We start from the raw sequence: 18,423 nt of genomic DNA, 5'->3' as shown, positions 1-18,423 counted from the left end.
GAGGCATCGCGGGTACCTCCGGTACCCGCTCAACCCCCGCCAAAAAATGTAGGTCAAAAAAGGCCGCGAGGCTCGGGCCTATCGGCCCGAACGAGCGGCCTTTTTTCATCAGGGACAGACGCGTCGCGTCTGTCAGGCCTCGCGGTGAAACCGCGAAGACGACGTTTTTCAAGGAGTGGTCGCCGAAGGCGACCCGACGCAGAAAAAGGTCGGATTAGTAGAGCAGTTCGTCGTTGTTCTCGAGCATGTAGAGCGTCCGCGCGGCGATGTTGACCGTGTGGTCGCCGACGCGCTCGATGTCGCGGACGGTCAGGAACAGCCGCGAGACCTCGCCCATGAGGGCTTCCGTGTCCGTGTTCTCGTCCAGCGGGTCGTTCTCCAGCAGGTCGCGGACGACGACTTCGCTCGCGGCCTCGCACATCTCGTCGAGGTCGTCGTCGCGGGCGGCGACCTCGTAACAGAGGTCCGGCTCCTCGTTGCTGTAGGCCTCCATCGCCTTGTCTAGCATCTCCAGGGTGACTTCGCCGAGCCGCTGGATGTCGACGTCGGGGAAGACGTCCTGTTCGGCGTTCTGGGCGTACTGGCCGAGGTTGGTCGCGAGGTCGGCGATCCGTTCGAGGTCGGTGATGATCTTGAACGAGGCGGCGATAAAGCGGAGGTCGCCGGCGACCGGCTGCTGGAGGGCGACGAGGTCGACGCAGTCCTGTTCGAGGTCGAGATACATCCGGTTGATCTCGCCGTCGCCTTCGATGACCTCTTCGGCGAGCTGTGCGTCTTTCTGTTCGAGGGCGTCGAGACCCATGCGAAGCCGTTCTCCGACGACCTCGCTCATGTAGAGAACGTCCTCGCGCAGGTTCTCCAATCGCTTCTGATATTCGACTCTGGGCATGTCTGAGGCTTTGCTCGCTTCGTTTTTAAATATACTGTGTTATATATTGCCAACAATAGCAATAGTAGTATGACAATTTGCCCGGATATCTGTCCCGAGGGAGCGACTTCCGGAGACGTTCCGTCGCTGCTCGTGGATGCAACATTGGTCCTGTCGTCCCGTGCCGCGCTGTCGACGCTGGACGGGTGAGACGGGTGGAATGTCGCCGCTCGCGACGGCGGAGAACTGAGAAAGGTCGCAGCCGGCTATCCGAACTTGCCGGTGATGTAGTCTTCGACGCGCTGGCTGTCGGGGTTCTCGAAGATAGTCGCGGTGTCGTTGAACTCGACGAGTTCGCCACCGGTGAGGAAGACGGCCGTCTTGTCGGAGATGCGGGCCGCCTGCTGCATGTTGTGCGTGACGATGACGACCGTATACTCCTGTGAGAGGTCGTCGATGAGGTCTTCGACCTGCGAGGTCGCCACGGGGTCGAGTGCCGAGGCGGGCTCGTCCATGAGCAGGACTTCCGGGTCGGGCGCGATGGCGCGGGCGATACAGAGCCGCTGTTGCTGACCACCGGAGAGGTCCGTGCCGGACTTGTCGAGGCGGTCTTTGACCTCGTCCCAGAGTGCCGCGCTCTTCAGGGCCTGTTCGACCTTCTGGTCGAGGTTGTCGGTCTTGCCCTGCAGGCGCAGGCCGTAGGCGACGTTGTCGTAGATGCTCTTCGGGAACGGGTTGGGATGCTGGAAGACCATCCCGATGCGGCGACGGAGCGCGACGGGGTCGACGTCCTTGTCGTAGACGTTCTTGCCCTTGAACAGCAGGTCGCCCTCGATGCGGGCGGCGTCGACGAGGTCGTTCATCCGGTTGATACACCGGAGGAACGTCGACTTCCCACAGCCCGAGGGACCGATCATCGCCGTCACCTGGTTCTCGGGAATCTTCATGTTGATGTCGTTCAGTGCCTGGTCGTCGTTGTACCAGACGTTGACGTTCCGTGCCTCGATGACGGTCTGTGCGTCGGTGACGCTGCCCCGCTCGTTCGATTCGTCCAGTCCACTCCGACCCGGGTCGGTGGTGATGAGCTGGTCCGCGTCCGCGGCCTCAGTCGTCGGGTCGTTCGTGGTCATGTTGTCTTGGCTCATGTATTAGTTCTCGTTCTCATATTTGTTGCGCACGTAGATCGCGATGGAGTTCATCGTCAGGAGGACGATGAGCAACGTCACGACACCCGCGGCGACGACACCGTATCGGAAGGCATCACTCGGCTGGGACGACCAGGCGTAGATCTGCAGCGGCATCACGGTGACGCTGTCGAAGTAGCCCGTCGGGGCGGCGAACGTCGTCGTCGCCGCACCGATCATCAGGAGCGGAGCCGTCTCACCGATGGCTCGCCCCAGCGCGAGGATGGTCCCGGTCAGGATACCGGGCAGTGCCTCGGGCAGGACGACGTTCCGAATCGTCTGCCAGCGCGTCGCCCCCATCCCGTAGGAGGCCTGCCGGAGATCCGTCGGGACCGACCGGATGGCCTCCTGCGAGGAGATGATGACGATGGGCAGGATGAGCAACGCCAGCGTGATCGAGGCCACGAGGACGATGCCGATGCCGAAGCCGAGCAGATTGATGAACAGCCCGAGTCCGAGCAGCCCGTAGACGACCGAGGGGACGCCTGCGAGGTTGGAAATGTTGACCTGAATCAGGTTCGTAACCTTGCCGAGCGTGCCCGAACTCGCGGCGTACTCCTCGAGGTAGATGGAGGTCGCGACGCCGAGCACGAGCGTCAACACGGCGACGTTCGTGATGACGAACACCGAGCCGACGATGGCCGGGAACAGTCCGGCTTCGCGCGCGTCGAGCTGCGACGGCGGGTTGGTGACGTACGACCAGGTGAGCCACGAGTCCGGCTGGGCGGCTCCGAGCTGCCCGACGAGGAACGCACCGAGCAGCGCGCCGCCGAAGAGGACGACCGGGAACGCCAGCCCGACGAGGCCCTCGCGGGACTGCACCGTGCGGACGACGAAGGCGACCGTCGGCGCGACGAACAGCACGCCGAGGAGTAGCGCGAGATCACTGTTGAGACCGGCGAGTGCGGGACCGATGAACGCCGCGGCGACCGCGATGCCGACGACGCCCCCGCCGACGGCGAGCGCGCCGTCGCGGCCCGAGCGGTCGAATTCGTTCGACGCCATGTAGGCGGCCATCGGGACGGCGAGCGTCCAGAGATAGATGAGCCAGTTCTGCGGGAACGCCGACAGCGGTCCCTTGAGGAAGACGCCGAGCGCCGAGCCGACCACGAGGACGACGGGCGCGAGCAGGTTCGCCTGCGGCCACTCCTTGAGACGGCCGTAGAAGAAGACGAGACCTGCGGGCAGGAGACCCACCGTGTAGACCAGCAGCCACTGCTGGACGTCGAAGATGATGAAGACGATGGAGATAGCCGTCGTCGCGGCGAGTCCACCGAAGATGCGTAAGAGCGCGCCACCAGCCACGCGGCCGACGGTACGGTTCCGAACCGCGTAGGCGGTGAAGCCGAGCGTCGGGACGACGAGCGTCGCGAAGTAGATGAGCCACCACAGCGGCCCAGCCTGGTCGAGGCCGAAGGCGTCGACGGTGACGTAGACCAAGAGGACAGCCAGCATGAAGATGCCGACGAAGGAGGCACCGAGCGACAGATACTCGAAGACCTTCCCCTTCAGTTGGCTGACTTCGCCGAAGCCGGAATCCTGTGTTTCTGTCGCCATCTCAGTACTCCTCCCGGTAGCGGCTGGCGATCGCGTCGCTGATGACGTTCATGACGAGCGTGATGACGAACAGGACGAGCCCGACGGCGAAGACGGCCTCGTAGGCCAGCGACCCACCGGAGAGCTCGCCGTTGATGGTGTTGACCATCTGGGCGGTCATCGACGAGTAGGGTCGCAGGAACATGTCGCCGGGGTGGACGAACGGAATCGGAATCCCAGCCAGCGAGGCCATCGAGACGTCCGGGAGACTCGGCTTACTCCCCATCGCCAGCGTGACGGCCATCGTCTCGCCGATTGCGCGCGAGAGCGCGAGGATGAACGACGAGGCGATACCCGAGATGGCCGCCGGGACGACGATGCGCGTCGAGACGTTGAACTTCGTCGCGCCGAGGCCGTAGCCCGCCTGTCGCAGCGAGTCGGGGACGGCACTCATCGCGTCCTCACTGATGGACGCGACCATCGGGATGATCATGATGCCGACGACGATGGACGCCGACAGCGCGTTGAAGGTACTGATGCTCGGGAAGAGCGTCCCTTCGAGGAACGGCGTGATGTAGACGATGGCGAAGAAGCCGTAGACGACCGTCGGGACGCCGGCCAGCACTTCGAGCATCGGCTTCAGGATCGAGCGCATCCGTTTCGAGGCGTACTCGCTGAGGTAGATGGCCGTGAGGAGGCCGAGCGGCATGGCGATGAGTGCCGAGCCGAAGGTGACGATGAGCGTCCCGTACACCAACGGGAGCACGCCGTAGTTGTTCGACAGGACCGACCACTGGGTCCCGGTGAGGAACGAGCCGATGGAGTACGCGCCGAAGAACGACAGCGCGTCACCGAGCAACGCCGCGATGATGCCGAGTGTGGTGAGCACCGAGAGCGCGGCGGCCGTAAAGAAGAGACCGTGATAGATCTTCTCACGAACCTGTTGCGCTCCCCGGTTGCCCGACAAGTCTGGGGGCTGGGACTGTTCTGTCATGGGTATGTAGTATGAATGAGTGGTGATCGTGCGACGCTCCAGACCATATCCGGTGTCTGTCGTTCATAGACAAAAACACCCGGATATAGATTCGGGAGGTCTCAGTAGAGCGTCAGATTCTACTGTGCGTTCGAGATGGCCTCTTCGAGCCGCGACATCATCTCTTCTTGTTCCTCGTCACTGTTCGGGACGTAGCCGATGGTGTTGGCGACGAGTTCCTCGTTCGTCGACTGCTCGACGAAGAAGCGGGCGAACTCGGCGATGTGCTCCTGAGCGAGTGCCGACTGCGCGGGGTAGGTGAAGAGCGGTCGGGCCAGCGGCGTGTACTGGCCGCCCTTGGCCGTCTCCAGCGTCGGAGCGATACAGCCGTCACCGTTGTCGATGCTGACCGCCTTGACGGCCTCCTCGTTGTTCGTGTAGTACGCGAAGCCGAGGTACCCGATGGCGTACTCGGAGCCGGAGACACCTTCGACGATGATGTTGTCGTCCTCGGTCGCCTGGTAGTCGTCGGTGTGGCCGGCGTCCTCGCCCATAACCTCGGTAAGGTAGTCGAAGGTTCCGGAGGTCTCGGCGGCACCGTAGCGCTCGATGTCCTCGTCGGGCCACTCGCTGCGGACGTCGCTCCACTGCTGGACGGCGTCGCCGCTGAAGATCATCGAGATTTCTTCGACGGTGAGACAGTCGAGGAAGTCGTTCTCGGGGTTGGCGACGATGGTCAGCGCGTCGGTCGCGACCTTGAGCTCGACTGGCGTGACGTCGTTGTCGCTACAGAGCTGCGTCTCTTCCTCCTTGATTGGACGGGAGGCGTTGTTGAACGAGGTCTGCCCCTCGCAGAAGAAGTTGTTGAAGCCACCGCCGGACCCCGTCGAGCGCACGTTGATGGAGACGTCGGGATGCTCCTGACGGAACAGTTCGGAGACGGCCGTCGCGAGCGGGTAGACCGTCGACGAACCCGAAATCTCAATGGTTCCCGAGAGCCCGTCGCCGCCCGAACCGCCGTCACCGGAGCCGCCGTCGGAACTGCCGCCGTCGCCGGAGCCACCGTCGCTCGACTCGCTCGTACAGCCAGCGATGGCGATGGAGCCTGCGGCACCGGTTGTCATCATGAACTTGCGCCGGGAGACAGCGTCCGTCAGCGTCTTTCGCGTCATCACCTGTATCGAGCCGAGATATCCATAAATACGCTACTATGACAAATATATAGTTCTACGTTTGCGTACGCATCTCGTACCTACTGCTCCCCTGAGTGGGCTCTCGACGGTCTCTCACGACACAATTAAACTGGCCTCTGTCGCCGCCTTTCGGGTTCTAACGCTTGTTTCCCGGGTTTCTCCGTGACTCTCTGGAGAGTACCGAAAACAAGAAACGGTTTCGTCGTTGACACGCTTTCATGGCTCGAACGCGGTTCGACACCAGAGTATCTTGACGCCGTATATAGAGAGGGGCAGATTTATAGTATCTAGTGTATCATCGTGTGATATGGTGGAGACACGCAAGGTGCAAGTCACGGGTGGGTCGACGTACACGGTGTCGATTCCGAAAGACTGGGCCACCGAGAACGGTGTCAGTGCCGGGAGCGAAGTCGAGTTCTACCCCGAGGGTGACTCCCTCTTTCTCACCCCACGCACCGAGGAAGAGCGGACCGAAGGAACGCTCGACATCTCGAACCTCGAAGGCGACGAACTCACGCGCGCGGTGATGACGATGTACGTCAGCGGCTTCGACATCATCGCCCTGGAGAACACCCGCATCACGAACGACCAGCGGCGGACGATTCGGAAGGCGACGCAGGGACTCGTCGGCCTCGAAGTGCTCGAAGAAACCCGCGACCGCGTCGTCATCCGCGACCTCCTCGACTCCTCGGAGCTGTCGATTCACAACGCGGTCACCCGAATGCGGCTCATCGCGCTGTCGATGCTCGAAGACGCCATCGTCGCCCTCGAAGAGAACGACGACGACATCGCCCGCGACGTCATCCAGCGCGACGACGACGTCGACCGCCTCTGGATGGTCGTCTCCCGCATCTTCCGCGCGACCCTCCGCACGCCGAAGGCCGCCGAAGAGCTCGGACTGCCCCGCGAGATCTGCTTCGACTACCACTCCAGTGCCCGCCAGATGGAGCGCATCGGCGACCACGCGACGAAGATCGCCCATCTCACGCTGACGATGGAAGAGCCGGTCCCCGACGACGTGGTCCGGGCACTGTCGGAACTCCACGAGGACGCCGCCGCCGTCATCGACGACGGGATGGACGCGCTCTTCACCGAGGACTCCGTCGAGGCGAGCCAGCTCGCGAACAAGGCCCGCGAGGCCGTCCAGGAGATCGACGAGCACGCCCGCGCCATCGACGAACTCCTCCGCGATCTCGACCCGGCGCGCGCACAGATGCTCGGACTCATCGTCGACTCCATCTCCCGCAGCGCCGACTACGGCGGCAACATCGCCGAGACCGCCCTGCAGAAGGCCGCCCCGACGCCCTGAACGGCACCTGACCGGACTCGCGTGGCATGATGTCCACACCTTGGTCTCTTTTGGTATCCCTTGATATCCCGAATCCAGCGACGACCCCGTCGAGCCAACCGAATCGGGCGCATCGACAGCCCTATTAACCTCAGCAAATGGATTAATAACATGAGCCGAAACAGTGTCGCCGGACCGTTCGACAGCCTCCGCGGGCTGTCGACGGTCGGCGTCGTGAGCCTGGTCGCCCTGGTCGTTCTCTCGGCGACCCTCCTCCAGTCGGAGACGTGGGACCTGCTCGTCATCTCGTGGGCAGCGTTCGCCGCGATGGCGGGCGCGGGCGTCCTCGCGGTCTACACCCACCGAGAACACGCCCAGTCGCTCGTCTGGGGCTACGGACTTGCCAGCGGCGCGATGATCACGAGCGCGGCCGTCTTCCTCGTCCCGCAGGCCATCGGCGTCTCCGGTGGGACCCCACAGTACGGCGGCTTCGGCATCGCGCTCGGTCTCGTCGTCGGCTTCGGGTCACACACCATCGGCCACCGACTGGCGCATATGGACCTCCCGCTCGACCGGACCGTCGCGGAACTCTCCGCGCACGCGCTCTCGGCGGGGGCTATCATCGGTCTTATCTACGGCAACATGGACGTCGGGCTGACGCTCGGACTCGCCATCATCTCGCACAAAGGTCCCGCGGGCTACGCCGCCGCCAACCGCCTCGCTCGCAACGGCCGCGGGTGGAGCGTCCTCCTTCTCCCGGCGGCCGGTGTCGGCATCGCCGCCATCCTCTCCAGTTTGGTCGCGATTCCCGCGTCCGGCGCGGTTCGCGGTGTCGTCTTCGGCTTCGCCGCGGGCGTTTTCCTCCACGTCGCGATGGACTTCCTCCCGCGCTGTGAGATCGGCAGCGAGATTCACGACGTGCTGAAAGTCGAGGGCGACGCCCACCAGCTGCTCGACCGACTCCGGCTCCACGCCGTCGCCAGCACGGCCCTCGGCGGATTCGCTGTCTTCGTCGCCTGGGTCTTCGTCGCCTGATTTTTACTCTGCTTGCGGTCCGAGATATCCCCACGCCAGCAAGCGGTCGCCGTCGCCGTCGACCCACCGCTCGCCGATGTCGTCGCGGTAGTACATATTCGGGATGACGATGTCGTCGATGCGGCCGTAACACTGTTCTCTGGCCTCCTGCATCGTCTCGCCCTTCCCGGTGACGACGAGCGGCATCCCGTTCTCCCCGGCGACGCGCCACTGTCCGTCGACCTTCTTCGCGTCTTCGAGATGGATGCCCTCGCGGCTCTCCGTCTCGAAGACGACCGCGGCGTTCCGGGAGTTCTCGGCGTAGGTCTTGTCGTCGTCGAACGGGAACGGCGGGAGGACGACGCGGACTGCCACCTGGTAGCCGCTGTGGACCTCGAGTTCCGGGTCCTTGCCGTGCGCGAGGTCGGAGAAGAACTGCCCCGTGCCGGACTCGAAGGATTCCTCCTGTAGCGCGATGGTCGGATAGCCGAACCGCGGGGTGAACTCCAGCGGATAGATGCCGTTGGCGTTGACGATGCAGTTGATGTCGATGCTGCCGACGTAGCCCTCGTTGGCGAGCCAGCCCTCCAGTTTGCCGAGCGTCTCCTCGAACAGCTGGTTGTGTCCCGCCCAGAACATCGAAGTCCCCATCTCGCCCGTCGACGGGCCGATGTTGCCCGGGAAGAGCTTCTTGTGCTCGAAGTTGAAGTTGACTTGGTCGATGAACTCCTCGCCGTTGAAGAAGCCACAGACGGCGATCTCGACCCCCTCGACCTTCCGCTGGAGCTGAAAGCCCTTCATCCGGTGGCCCCACGCCTTCTTGTACGCCCGGAGGACGTCGACGACGTCGCTGCCGTCGTTCTCGTTGCCGACGTAGAGCAGCCGTTTGACGTTCTGAACCTCGCCGAGCGGCTTGATGACGTACGGGGCGGGATGTTCCTCGACGTGGCGGATGCCCGCGTCGAAGTCCGAGAAGACGTGGTGTTCGATGGTGTTGACGCCGTGGTCTTCGAGAATCTCCATCGCGTAGCCGCGGTCCTCTTCGAGGCGGTCGGTGTTCGGCGTGCCGCCGACGACGGCCTTCCCCTCCGCGCGGAGGTCCTGCGCCAACTGGCCCGTCCCGACGTCCGAACCCACCCAGATGTCGTCGAAGATGATCACGTCGGCCCAGTCGACCTCGGCCTCCCAGTCATCGGTCTTGGGGACGAAGCCGTCGCCGATCTCTTTGTCGCTCTCGGCCTCGATGTGGTACTTGACGTCGTGACCCTCGCGGTGGACCTGCCACGCGAGGTCCGTAATCAGCGCGGCGTCGGCGGAGACGAACAAGAAATTAGCCATATACCAATCCCGGCCAGCAGCCCAATAAACGCTTGGAGAGCCGTGACAACACGGCCCTCGGCCTACTCGCCGTAGAGCCGCCGGAGTTGGAACGCGATGCCCGTCCCGGCGAGGAGGACGACGACGAGATTGAACGCCGCCTGGAACAGCGAGCGGTACTCGCGGGTCACCCAGGTGTTGATCGCCTGCGACGTGCTGAGGTAGAACTGTATCGCCGCGATGAACGCCAGAAGGCAGAGTCCACCGAGGACGGCGTAGTTGACGTATCGGGCGACGTTGCGACCGGTCTCGCCGGACTCGGCCGTCGACGGTGTCGACGTGCTCGCCGTCTCGCCGCCGTCGGTGGTCGGCTGGCTGTCGGCCGTGGTCTGTCGGTCGTCGGTCGTGGGGGTGGAGTCTGTGGGCATAGCTTCGGTGTCGGGGTCGTTCTGCGTCTCGTCGCTCGGGTCGTTCGGGTCGTTCGGGTCGTTCGGGTCAGTGTCGTTCATCGCGACCGCCTCCGGGCGACCAGCGCGCTCACGAGCAGGGCGACGACGGCGACGGCGACGCCGAGACCGGGTGAGGAGGTATCGGTGGTGGCTTCGGGTTCGCTGGTCGGCTGTGGACGGCCGTCGTCGGACTCGAAGTCCTCGACGCGGAGTTCGACGTCCTCGGTCGTCTCGTCGACCGAGATGCGTCGCTGGGGGTCGAGGTTGGCCGTCGTCCGTGCGGTGTCGACCATTACGTCGTCCTTCCAGAGGACGGCGTCGACGTAGTAGTTGTAGTCGGAGGGAACGGCGACCTCGGCGTCGACGGTGGCGGTCCGCCCGGGGCGGATGGTCCCGACGTCGACCGTCGTCCGGCCGGCGACGAGGTTCGACTCGGCCTGACGGAGGACGACCGTCACGCGCAGGTCCTCGGAGGGTTCGTCGCCACGGTTGGTCAGCGAGGCACCGAGTCTGAGCGTCGTCCGCTCGTCGCCCGCGTCGGCGACGGAGACGGCGACGGGCGGCAGGACGTCCGAGTCGGTGAAGCCGACGCTCGTCCGCGCGTACGCGGGAGTCAACGCGTCGAGACCGCTGACGGTCGTCCGCCCGGAGTCGACGCGCTCGCTGTCGCGGAAGACGGTGGTCTCGATGCGGTAGCCGCCCTCGCGTTCGACGGTCAGGTCGGCCCGGACGGGTATCTCACCGTCCTCGGTCAGATTGCCGAGCGCGACGGTCTCCGTCGTCTCGACGAAACCGGACTCCGCGTCGACCGCGCGGAAGCGGACGGTCACGTTCTCCGCGGTGTTGCCGCGGTGGCTGAGTCTGGTCTCGACGCGGAGGGTCGTGGTCTCTCCACTCACCTCGTTCGGCTGGATGGCGAGTCCGTCGGCGATGTCGACGCGGCCCGGCGGGAGCGGGCCGCGGTCGGTCGGGTCCGCCAGGACGCCGGGGACGACTCCGGCGACGAGGAGGGCGACCGCGACGATGCCGACGGCACCCGCCGTCAGGGCAGTTTCGCGGTTCATGTCACGCAAAAGATGCGTCCGTGGCAAGTACTTTGTGGAGTCATTTATGTATCTCGGCGTCGCGTTGTGTGATATGACAACGTTCGTACTGGCGACGAACTCCGTCCACACGAGTGCCGTGCTGTGTGATTACCTCGACGACCGACTCGGAGAGGGCGATGCGGTCCACGCCGTCAACTCCCACCGCGGGGGCGACGACACCTCCGCCGAGGACATTCGCGACGGCGAGGACGCGCTCAACGCCGTGGCGTCGCGGCTTTCCGGCGTGGCCGACGTGGAGACGCATCAGTTCGTCCGCGAGCAGAGTCCGGCCGAGGACGTGCTGGAGTACGCCGACGAGGTCGACGCCGACGAGATCGTCATCGGCATCAGAAAGCGGAACCCGACCTCGAAGGTCGTCTTCGGCAGCGTCGCACAGGACATCCTCCTGCATTCGAACCGTCCGATGGCGGTCGTCCCGCGCGAACAGGTCTGACTACGCCGCGTCCGTGTAGCGGATTCGCCGACCGTTGTCGTCGACGATGACGGCGTAGAAGACCGCGTTCCGGCGACGGCTCACGGCCCGCCGCATCCGCTCGTGGTCGCAGCCGTCGTCGGTCTCCACTTCGACGACGCGGACCGTCCCGCGTTTCGTCGCGACGATGTCGGGGACGGCCGGCCCGACCGGTTCGGGGTCGTCCCAGCCCTCGACGGTCGCGGTCACTGACCAGCCCGCACGGACCAGCTCTTTGGCTTCTCGGGCGACGCCTTGGTCGTGTGCGGTGTCGGATGTGGAGGAGTGCACGGCCATGCTAGATAATTCGTTGACAGAAGTATAAAACCGACAGACTAGTTGGTGACATATCATGTCGAGGAATCGTACGGGTGTAGTGAATAGTTGGCCGGACCGTCACCCACCCGGACAGTCTCGAACCTGAGAGGGTGGGGTCGGCTTATGCGTCGTCGAGGACCTTGTCCGCGAGCGACGGGACGAACGTCCCGATGTCGGTGACCATGCCGATGGCCTGCGAGCTGCCGCGGTCGAGCAGTTGGGTGACGGTCGCGGGGTTGATGTCGACGCAGACCACCTTCGTCGTCGACGGGAGACAGTTGCCGACGGCGACCGAGTGCAAGAGCGTCGACAGCATGAGCACCATGTCCGCCTCGTGTGCCTGCTCGCGGATGGCGTTCTGTGCCTCGACGGCGTCAGTGATGGTTTCCGGCAGTGGGCCGTCGTCACGGATGGACCCCGCCAGCACGTAGGAGACGTCGTTTTGGATACACTCGTACATCACGCCGGATTTGATGAGTCCCTCGTCGACGGCCTCGCTGATGCCGCCCGCACGGATGACCTCGCTGATGGTGTAGATGTGGTGTTTGTGGCCCTTGCGGGGATGTTCCATCGTCTCCATGTCCATCCCCAGCGAGGTGCCGTAGAGACCGCGCTCGATGTCGTGGGTGGCGAAGCCGTTGCCCGCCGAGAGCATGTCGATGTAGCCCTCGCGGACGAGGCGAGCGAGGTCGTCGCCCGCGCCGGCGTGGATGACCGCCGGTCCGGCGACGACGAGGACGTTGCCGCCGTCTTCTTTCGTCTGCTCCAGTGCATCGGCGACCTGCCGGATGAGCGACTCGGAGGGTCGCTCCGAGGAGACGCCGCCCTGCATGAAGCCGAACGGACCGGAGTTGTCGCGGGGGCGTTCCGGCGGGTCGACGCGGATGCCCGCCTCGTCGGTGACGACGAGGTCGCCCTCCTCGATGGCGTTGAGGACCTTCGTGTACGCCCGCGGGGAGTCGCCGTCTTCCACGACGATGGCACAGTCCATCTCCATGTTCTCGACGTCGACCCACTGGCCCTCGTAGCGGACCTGCGTCGGGTGGTTCGTCGTCGAGTAGAAGCCCGTCGGGACGACCTGGTCGGCCGGGGCGGCCACCAGCTCGGCGTCGACGGGGTCGGTCAGGTTCGCGCCGATCTGGTGGAGTTCGTGGAGGATCTCCTGCAACGTGGCCTCGTCGTCGGCCATGACGTCCATCCGGCAGTAGGACTCGGCCTCCTTGTGGGTCCCGACGTCGAACTGCTCGATGTCGAAGTTCCCCTCGAGGTCCATCACGAGTCCCATCGCCTGCTGGAGCATCCCGGAGTCGATGATGTGGCCCTCCAACTCGACGGTGCGTGAGTGAGTCATTGTCGAGAGCACGCGGGAGAAGGGTATCAGAGTTGTGGACTGCGTGAGTATGCCGGTGCAGGCGGGTCCACGAGCGTGCGACGTGCCGGGCGAACGCCGTCGCTGCTCTGGAAGTGAGTCAGCAAAACGTCCGAACCGCGTCGTCAGCCGCTCAGATGTAGTCCAGCAGGAATTTTGCGACTTCCCACTTGATGGTCTCGATGAGTTCGCCGTCTTCACCGCTGATGTCGATTTCGCCGGACATGACCGCATTACGGAACGCTGCGGCAGGGTTGTCGGAGTCGGCGATGTCCTCAAGCGTCGCACGGGTGGTCGTGATCTTGCGCGGCGCGTCCGGGTCGAGACCCTGTTGCATGCTGGTGATCTCGTTGTCTTCGTTCATCGTGAACGAGTACGTCGCCTGCTCGTCGCCGTCGTTGACGTAGACGTTCATCGTCCCGGCGAGGTTGACTGGCCCGAGGTCGACTTGGTCGGCGTTCGCGTTGTACTCCTCTTGCATCCCCTCGACTTGCTCGTACAGCTCTTGGCCCCACTCAGGGTTGTCGCTCTGGGCCGCGACGCCGCCGACGCTCGAAAAGAGCACGACGAACGCGACGGCGAGTGCTGCGAACTGTGACCGCTTGAGAGTGAACATGATACTCCATACATGCTCGGTCGATATATAAACGTTCGCGGAAGTCCGAGCTAATCAGAACCACATCTGTCGGCGAACGACTGTGTGATTCTGTGGGGCGTCGTAGCCCTCGCGGTCGTCCGTGACGAACGCCGGGTAGTCGGTAGCAGACGTGTGGACGGTACTCGGAAATCAGTACGCGAAAAGACGGATATCGTGGACGCTCAGTTGAGCACGAAGCCCTTCAGGAGGTTGATGATTCTCCACTTCACGCCTTCGACGATGTTGCCGTTGTCGCCGGAGATGACGATCTTGTCGTCGGCGATTGCATTACGGAACGCGGCGGCAGGGTTGTCCGCGTTGATGACGTTGTTGTACGTCTCACGGTCGGTCGTAATCTTACGGGTCGCCTCGGAGTTGGGCCCCCAACTTGCACCGACTATATGGTTACGTTCGTCCATCCTGATGTGGAGCTCCGCCACCTCGCCGGTAGACGCATCGGTGATGTAGACGTTCGAAATGCCCGCGAGACTGACGGGTCCGAGGTCCACGTTGTCGATGTTTGCATTGTAGGTGCCCGCCATCGAGCGCGTGTCCTCGACTATTTGTTGCCTCCACTCGGAGTCGCTGGTCTGGGCGGCGACGCCGCCGACGCTGCTAAACACCAAGAGGAGTGCGAGCGCGACTGACGCAACGCGTGTGTAAGTTATGTGAATCATAAGCGACCTATGTATACTTTATGAGAATATAAGCTTTCCGGAGAGTGTCGTTTGAAATGAATGTGCCAGCACAGCGCGTGCGACGACCTATCTCCCAACGGGAGTGAGGTCCGTCAGCTACCACCCGACGGCCTCGTCGAGGAAGGCGAGTTGGTGGCCGAACGTCGACTCGAACGCGTCGTCGAAGTAGCCGAAGTGGTCCGTCGGCAGCCGGACGAAGGTCGCATTGGGGACGGCCTCCGACGCCGACTCGATGGCGTCCAAGGAGACCACGTCGTCGTCGGCTCCGCCGAGGAACAGCGTCGGACACCGGACGTCCTCGGCCGACTCGACCGGGCGGTAGCCCCGAATCGACAGGAACACCCGCGCGGGACAGGCGTTCTCCCAGTCGCTGCCCTTCGGAATCAGGCGGAAGAGGCTGGCCTTCGCGCCGGGAGCGTCGACGACGGCGAACTCCTCGGGGTCGCCGACGATAGGCACCGTGTAGGGCCGGCCGACGAGTGACTGGAGTTTGTCACGGAACCCGGCGGCGACGGCCTTCGCGCCGCCTTTCAGCCCGCGGGCTTTCGCGGCGACCTTACCGTCGACGAAGGGCGCGACGGCGACGACGGCGGCGAGTCGGGGGTCCTCGGCGGCGACGCTCAGCGCGTGCCCCCCGGCGAAGGAGTAACCCCAAAGAATCACCCGACTCCCGTCGACGCGGTCGAGGTCCCGCACTTTCGAGACGGCTGCTCGCCAGTCGGCGACCTGTTTCGCCGGGTCGACGAGGTTTCTCGGCTCGCCCTCGCTGTCGCCGAAGTGGCGGTAGTCGAAGAGCAGGACGGCGTAGCCCGCCTCGGCGAGCCGCTCGGCGACGAGGGGGTAGCCGAAGGTCCGCTCGGCCCCGAGGCCGGGCGCCATCACGACGACCGGCGGGTTCTCCGCGCTGTCGGGACGGTAGAGCCAGCCGGCGCAGTCGTCGCCGTCGCTGTCGAAGCGGACGCTGACCTTCGAGAACGCCTCCCGGGAGGGGCGACGCGGGGAGTCGTCGCGCTCGCTCTCCCGTCGCGACCGCCACGCCGACTGGGGACTCGGACTCATGCGACCTCCCCGGCCTGCTCGTCGACGTCGTAGTTCGTGACCGTCCCGATGACGCGCTCGGAGAAATCCTCCTCGCTCAGGCGGTACTCTAAGAGACCGGCGAACCACTCCGGCTCGGCGCGCCAGGTCCCCTGGACGTCGTCGTCCGACCGGAGGACCGTCGCCTCGACGGGCGCAGGGTCCCACTCGTCGTCCTCGGCGAGGTCGATGAAGACGTTGAGCGCGCGGCCCATCTCCATGTGGTGGACGGTCGGGCCGGGAAACGAGGTCAGATAGACGAGCTGGACGGTCTCGTCGACGTCGACGGACTCGACGCTGATCCCGTTGCTCCGGAGCTCCGCCTCCAGATCAGTCATGTCGGCAGTCATACCACCTCGTACAGCCGCGGGGGGCTAAACCCTTGCCGCGGCGGCACGGCTCTCGGGCGGTCGGTAGAGCGGAAAATCGCGGTTCGGTGGCCGCCGGACGGGTCGCCGTCGTTACTGGACCGTCTCCAGCGAGACGGCGTGGCCGCGGTCCATCGTCAGCCACCGGGTCGCGAGATCCTCGTCGTCCTCCACGAACAGTGTGACCTCCTGGGGGTTCGCCTCGTCGTCGAACCGATAGGTCAGCTCGAATTCGGGGAGTTCGTCGAGCGCGCTACTGCCATTTGCGTCTGCGTGTTCGATAGCACTCATCGGTAGTCACGTCCAGGGCGGCCGGTGAAGTCGCCGCGACCGGGACAACCCGCGTTGTCGAGCGCGCGCGACTCTGTGCCGTTCGCGCGTCTCGACCCCTTCCCACAGGCTGCCGACCGTCTCGGCTCCGTCCAGCGGTTCCAACACCCTACCGTTCCTTCGGAACTGGAGGCATATAAGTGTATGGTAACTACTATCATGGGTGGAAGTAACAATGTCGGCGCGCTGAGACGGTATCGGTCGGCAGCATACGTCGGTCGCGAGAAACAGCGTCGGTTCCACGTCAGACGTCGTGTTCGATCACGGCGTTCGTCGCCGGTTGGATGACGATCCTGTTGTCGCGGACGCGGACGAAGACCTCGTCGCCGACGTCCATGCCTGCGACGGTGAGTTCGTCGACGTGGAGGTTGATCGTGACGTTGCGGTACTGGCCGTCGTCGTCTGTCGCCCCGGTTGGAGAGAGTGTCTTTCGTCTGACCATCGTCGGTTGGCCGTATGGCGTATCCGAGCCGACACCGGCCAGCGGTTATAGCGTTCCGCTTGTGTGGGCAAGACAGGTAAGTACGGCCGACTCGCGCGGCTCGCCACTGGGGGGATAGTCCGCGAGAAAACGAAACCGGTCGCGTGTTCAGTTGCCGCCGCCGAACATGTTGCGCATCATCGGATGCATCTCCATGAGCTGCTCCTCGGCGATCTCCTCGTACAGCTTGTACGTGATGGAGACCGTCAGCAGCAGGCCCGTTCCGGAGACCGCACCGATGGTGCCGAGCATGTTCGCCGCGACAGCGAGCAGGCCGACGAGCGCGCCGCCGATGACCGTCACCTGCGGGATGTAGCGCTCCATGACCTTCTCGATGACCTGCGGGTTACGACGGAAGCCGGGGATCTGCATCCCGGAGTTCTGGATCTGCTTCGCCGTCGCCTCGGGACCCATGCCCGTCGTCTCGACCCAGAAGATGGCGAAGATGGCGCCACCGATGATCATGAACGTCAGGTCGATGCCGACGCGGATGAGCACCTGCCACGCTTCGGCGGTCGTCTGCGCGGTGAACCACATCCAGTCGGCCGGACTCTGGATCGGCGCGAAGTAGTAGAACAGCCCGCCGGTCGGGTTGCCGTTCGGGCCGTAGGCCCCGAGCCACGCGGGCATTCCGTCGCCCAGCTGGCTCGCGAGGATACGGCCGAGGAACTGGATGTTCGCCTGCAGCGCGCGAACGAGGATCATCGGCAGGACGGAGGCGTAGATGAGCTTCACGGGGAAGCGGCCGCGGGCGCCCTTGACGCGGGCGTGGCTGAGCGGAATCTCGACGCGGACCGACTCGGCGTAGACGACGACGGCGAAGATGAGCACCGTCGTGACGAGACCGAGCAGCTGGCCCTGGCCGATGAACAGCGCCTGGATGCCCTCGGTGGAGAGCACGGGTACACCGAGACCGTCACCGAACAGGATGCCGAACCACGTCGGGAAGAAGCCCGAGACGTTGCCCAGTGCCTGCCAGCTGAACAGCCCGGCGACGAGCTGCTGGCTCACACCGGCGATAATGAACAGCCCGATCCCGGAGCCGACGCCCCACTTGCTCACGATCTCGTCCATGAACAGGATGAGGATGCCGCCCACCGCGATCTGCGCGAAGATGAGCGACTGGACGCCGAACTCACCGCCGGGGAACGAGCCGGCGAGCTGCTGGCTCGCGGGCAGGAAGCCACCGGCGAAGACCATCGGCAGGCCCGTCAGACAGATCATCACGAGCACCAGCACCTTCTGGAGGCCCTGATAGAGGATCTGGTCACGCGGGTCGTTCGTGTCCAGCCCGAGGAGGTCCGCGCCGCCGAGCAACTGCAAGACAATGCTCGCCGTGACGATCGGGCCGATACCCAACTGGAGAATCGAACCCTGCGACCCGGCGAGAATCGACCGGAACTGGCCGAACAGGTCGCTGCTCTGACCCGATGCCAGCCCGAAGAGGGTGACGTTCGTCAGGAAGAAATACAACACCAGAATGCCCGCCGTCCAGCCGAGTTTCCGCCGGAAGGGTACGTGACCCTCCGGACGGACGACTGACGGCATTCGCGTCAGCACTGGTTCAGCGGCTTCTTTCCATCCCATATACGGACATACTCAACACCGTGCTTTGTAGGTGCTTCGCTTTAGCCCTTTTCGGGGTTTGAGAACTGCGTTTACTCGTTCGTTGAAACGAACTGTCCCCTGTCACGTCTACCGCTGCGGAGTGCTGTCGCTCGGTAGCTGTCGAAAAATCGAAAAGTGTGCGAAGCGGTATCGTTCGG

20 protein-coding genes are annotated in these 18,423 nt (G+C 64.3%); 3 read left to right on the top strand and 17 right to left on the bottom strand.

Going from position 1 to position 18,423, the window contains the following annotated elements; genetic code table 11:
• Positions 1–214: 214 nt before the first annotated feature.
• From phoU to BLR57_RS10690, 5 genes are all read right to left on the bottom strand, one after another.
• Positions 215–889 carry a phosphate signaling complex protein PhoU gene (phoU, locus tag BLR57_RS10710; RefSeq protein WP_089697506.1) on the bottom strand — a complete coding sequence of 225 codons (675 nt, stop codon included), beginning with the start codon at positions 887–889 and terminating at the stop codon, positions 215–217.
• Positions 890–1,134: 245 nt separating this feature from the next.
• Positions 1,135–2,013, bottom strand: coding sequence for a phosphate ABC transporter ATP-binding protein PstB (pstB, locus tag BLR57_RS10705; protein WP_089697505.1), 879 nt, complete (start codon positions 2,011–2,013; stop codon positions 1,135–1,137).
• Positions 2,014–2,016: 3 nt separating this feature from the next.
• Positions 2,017–3,609, bottom strand: a complete 1,593-nt coding sequence (pstA, locus tag BLR57_RS10700) for a phosphate ABC transporter permease PstA (protein WP_089697504.1) — start codon at positions 3,607–3,609, stop codon at positions 2,017–2,019.
• A 1-nt stretch (position 3,610) separates the two neighbouring features.
• Positions 3,611–4,582: a phosphate ABC transporter permease subunit PstC gene (pstC, locus tag BLR57_RS10695; protein WP_089697503.1), complete on the bottom strand. Its 972-nt coding sequence runs from the start codon at positions 4,580–4,582 to the stop codon at positions 3,611–3,613.
• A 119-nt stretch (positions 4,583–4,701) separates the two neighbouring features.
• Positions 4,702–5,733, bottom strand: coding sequence for a PstS family phosphate ABC transporter substrate-binding protein (locus BLR57_RS10690; RefSeq protein ID WP_089697502.1), 1,032 nt, complete (start codon positions 5,731–5,733; stop codon positions 4,702–4,704).
• Positions 5,734–6,061: 328 nt separating this feature from the next.
• On the opposite strand from BLR57_RS10690, the gene BLR57_RS10685 reads away from it, so the two are divergent.
• Positions 6,062–7,063, top strand: a complete 1,002-nt coding sequence (locus tag BLR57_RS10685) for a phosphate signaling complex PhoU family protein (protein WP_089697501.1) — start codon at positions 6,062–6,064, stop codon at positions 7,061–7,063.
• A 150-nt stretch (positions 7,064–7,213) separates the two neighbouring features.
• Positions 7,214–8,077: a ZIP family metal transporter gene (locus tag BLR57_RS10680; protein WP_089697500.1), complete on the top strand. Its 864-nt coding sequence runs from the start codon at positions 7,214–7,216 to the stop codon at positions 8,075–8,077.
• Between the two features lie 3 nt (positions 8,078–8,080).
• Here the strand turns inward: BLR57_RS10680 and BLR57_RS10675 are convergent, their stop codons facing one another.
• The 3 genes from BLR57_RS10675 to BLR57_RS10665 all read right to left on the bottom strand — a co-directional run bounded on the left by BLR57_RS10675 (position 8,081) and on the right by BLR57_RS10665 (position 10,886).
• On the bottom strand, positions 8,081–9,394 hold the full coding sequence (locus tag BLR57_RS10675; RefSeq protein WP_089697499.1) for a phosphoribosylamine--glycine ligase: 1,314 nt from the start codon (positions 9,392–9,394) through the stop codon (positions 8,081–8,083).
• A gap of 62 nt (positions 9,395–9,456) precedes the next feature.
• Positions 9,457–9,882, bottom strand: coding sequence for a DUF8060 family membrane protein (locus BLR57_RS10670; protein WP_089697498.1), 426 nt, complete (start codon positions 9,880–9,882; stop codon positions 9,457–9,459).
• Entirely contained in the window at positions 9,879–10,886 is a 1,008-nt protein-coding gene (locus BLR57_RS10665) for a DUF7490 domain-containing protein (protein ID WP_089697497.1), read from the bottom strand. The genes BLR57_RS10670 and BLR57_RS10665 overlap by 4 nt, the downstream gene beginning before the upstream one ends.
• 73 nt (positions 10,887–10,959) lie before the next feature.
• On the opposite strand from BLR57_RS10665, the gene BLR57_RS10660 reads away from it, so the two are divergent.
• Positions 10,960–11,361 (top strand): universal stress protein, encoded by a 402-nt coding sequence (locus BLR57_RS10660; protein WP_089697496.1) that lies wholly within the window; start codon positions 10,960–10,962, stop codon positions 11,359–11,361.
• Here the strand turns inward: BLR57_RS10660 and BLR57_RS10655 are convergent, their stop codons facing one another.
• The 9 genes from BLR57_RS10655 to secY all read right to left on the bottom strand — a co-directional run bounded on the left by BLR57_RS10655 (position 11,362) and on the right by secY (position 18,244).
• Entirely contained in the window at positions 11,362–11,676 is a 315-nt protein-coding gene (locus BLR57_RS10655) for a hypothetical protein (protein WP_089697495.1), read from the bottom strand. It lies immediately after the preceding gene.
• Between the two features lie 142 nt (positions 11,677–11,818).
• Positions 11,819–13,048 (bottom strand): ornithine cyclodeaminase, nickel-pincer nucleotide-dependent, encoded by a 1,230-nt coding sequence (locus BLR57_RS10650; protein WP_089697494.1) that lies wholly within the window; start codon positions 13,046–13,048, stop codon positions 11,819–11,821.
• A 151-nt stretch (positions 13,049–13,199) separates the two neighbouring features.
• The gene (locus tag BLR57_RS10645) at positions 13,200–13,682 is read right to left on the bottom strand and encodes a hypothetical protein (protein WP_089697493.1); all 483 of its coding nucleotides are present in this window, start codon (positions 13,680–13,682) and stop codon (positions 13,200–13,202) included.
• A 203-nt stretch (positions 13,683–13,885) separates the two neighbouring features.
• Positions 13,886–14,380, bottom strand: coding sequence for a hypothetical protein (locus tag BLR57_RS10640; protein ID WP_089697492.1), 495 nt, complete (start codon positions 14,378–14,380; stop codon positions 13,886–13,888).
• A 117-nt stretch (positions 14,381–14,497) separates the two neighbouring features.
• On the bottom strand, positions 14,498–15,460 hold the full coding sequence (locus tag BLR57_RS10635) for an alpha/beta hydrolase (protein WP_089697491.1): 963 nt from the start codon (positions 15,458–15,460) through the stop codon (positions 14,498–14,500).
• A complete protein-coding gene (locus BLR57_RS10630; RefSeq protein WP_089697490.1) occupies positions 15,457–15,828 on the bottom strand; it encodes a DUF8159 domain-containing protein in 372 nt (123 codons plus the stop codon). The genes BLR57_RS10635 and BLR57_RS10630 overlap by 4 nt, the downstream gene beginning before the upstream one ends.
• Before the next feature lie 111 nt (positions 15,829–15,939).
• Positions 15,940–16,137: a hypothetical protein gene (locus BLR57_RS10625; RefSeq protein WP_089697489.1), complete on the bottom strand. Its 198-nt coding sequence runs from the start codon at positions 16,135–16,137 to the stop codon at positions 15,940–15,942.
• 283 nt (positions 16,138–16,420) lie between these two features.
• Positions 16,421–16,618: a SymE family type I addiction module toxin gene (locus tag BLR57_RS10620; RefSeq protein WP_089697488.1), complete on the bottom strand. Its 198-nt coding sequence runs from the start codon at positions 16,616–16,618 to the stop codon at positions 16,421–16,423.
• A 147-nt stretch (positions 16,619–16,765) separates the two neighbouring features.
• Positions 16,766–18,244, bottom strand: coding sequence for a preprotein translocase subunit SecY (gene secY, locus BLR57_RS10615; RefSeq protein ID WP_089697487.1), 1,479 nt, complete (start codon positions 18,242–18,244; stop codon positions 16,766–16,768).
• Between the last annotated feature and the right edge of the window lie 179 nt (positions 18,245–18,423).

Origin of the sequence: Halogranum gelatinilyticum, assembly GCF_900103715.1 — an archaeon.
Classification (GTDB): Archaea; Halobacteriota; Halobacteria; order Halobacteriales; family Haloferacaceae; genus Halogranum; species Halogranum gelatinilyticum.
Note: the sequence above shows the minus strand (reverse complement) of the source record. Positions and strands in the feature narration are given on the sequence as shown.

Coding starts and splice junctions, on each gene's coding strand:
- secY (WP_089697487.1), bottom strand. CDS start 18,244: ATGGGATGGAAAGAAGCCGCTGAACCAGTGCTGACGCGAATGCCGTCA.
- BLR57_RS10655 (WP_089697495.1), bottom strand. CDS start 11,676: ATGGCCGTGCACTCCTCCACATCCGACACCGCACACGACCAAGGCGTC.
- phoU (WP_089697506.1), bottom strand. CDS start 889: ATGCCCAGAGTCGAATATCAGAAGCGATTGGAGAACCTGCGCGAGGAC.
- BLR57_RS10630 (WP_089697490.1), bottom strand. CDS start 15,828: ATGACTGCCGACATGACTGATCTGGAGGCGGAGCTCCGGAGCAACGGG.
- BLR57_RS10625 (WP_089697489.1), bottom strand. CDS start 16,137: ATGAGTGCTATCGAACACGCAGACGCAAATGGCAGTAGCGCGCTCGAC.
- BLR57_RS10640 (WP_089697492.1), bottom strand. CDS start 14,380: ATGATTCACATAACTTACACACGCGTTGCGTCAGTCGCGCTCGCACTC.
- pstB (WP_089697505.1), bottom strand. CDS start 2,013: ATGAGCCAAGACAACATGACCACGAACGACCCGACGACTGAGGCCGCG.
- BLR57_RS10685 (WP_089697501.1), top strand. CDS start 6,062: ATGGTGGAGACACGCAAGGTGCAAGTCACGGGTGGGTCGACGTACACG.
- pstA (WP_089697504.1), bottom strand. CDS start 3,609: ATGGCGACAGAAACACAGGATTCCGGCTTCGGCGAAGTCAGCCAACTG.
- BLR57_RS10690 (WP_089697502.1), bottom strand. CDS start 5,733: ATGACGCGAAAGACGCTGACGGACGCTGTCTCCCGGCGCAAGTTCATG.
- BLR57_RS10620 (WP_089697488.1), bottom strand. CDS start 16,618: ATGGTCAGACGAAAGACACTCTCTCCAACCGGGGCGACAGACGACGAC.
- BLR57_RS10675 (WP_089697499.1), bottom strand. CDS start 9,394: ATGGCTAATTTCTTGTTCGTCTCCGCCGACGCCGCGCTGATTACGGAC.
- BLR57_RS10665 (WP_089697497.1), bottom strand. CDS start 10,886: ATGAACCGCGAAACTGCCCTGACGGCGGGTGCCGTCGGCATCGTCGCG.
- pstC (WP_089697503.1), bottom strand. CDS start 4,582: ATGACAGAACAGTCCCAGCCCCCAGACTTGTCGGGCAACCGGGGAGCG.
- BLR57_RS10635 (WP_089697491.1), bottom strand. CDS start 15,460: ATGAGTCCGAGTCCCCAGTCGGCGTGGCGGTCGCGACGGGAGAGCGAG.
- BLR57_RS10680 (WP_089697500.1), top strand. CDS start 7,214: ATGAGCCGAAACAGTGTCGCCGGACCGTTCGACAGCCTCCGCGGGCTG.
- BLR57_RS10660 (WP_089697496.1), top strand. CDS start 10,960: ATGACAACGTTCGTACTGGCGACGAACTCCGTCCACACGAGTGCCGTG.
- BLR57_RS10670 (WP_089697498.1), bottom strand. CDS start 9,882: ATGAACGACACTGACCCGAACGACCCGAACGACCCGAACGACCCGAGC.
- BLR57_RS10650 (WP_089697494.1), bottom strand. CDS start 13,048: ATGACTCACTCACGCACCGTCGAGTTGGAGGGCCACATCATCGACTCC.
- BLR57_RS10645 (WP_089697493.1), bottom strand. CDS start 13,682: ATGTTCACTCTCAAGCGGTCACAGTTCGCAGCACTCGCCGTCGCGTTC.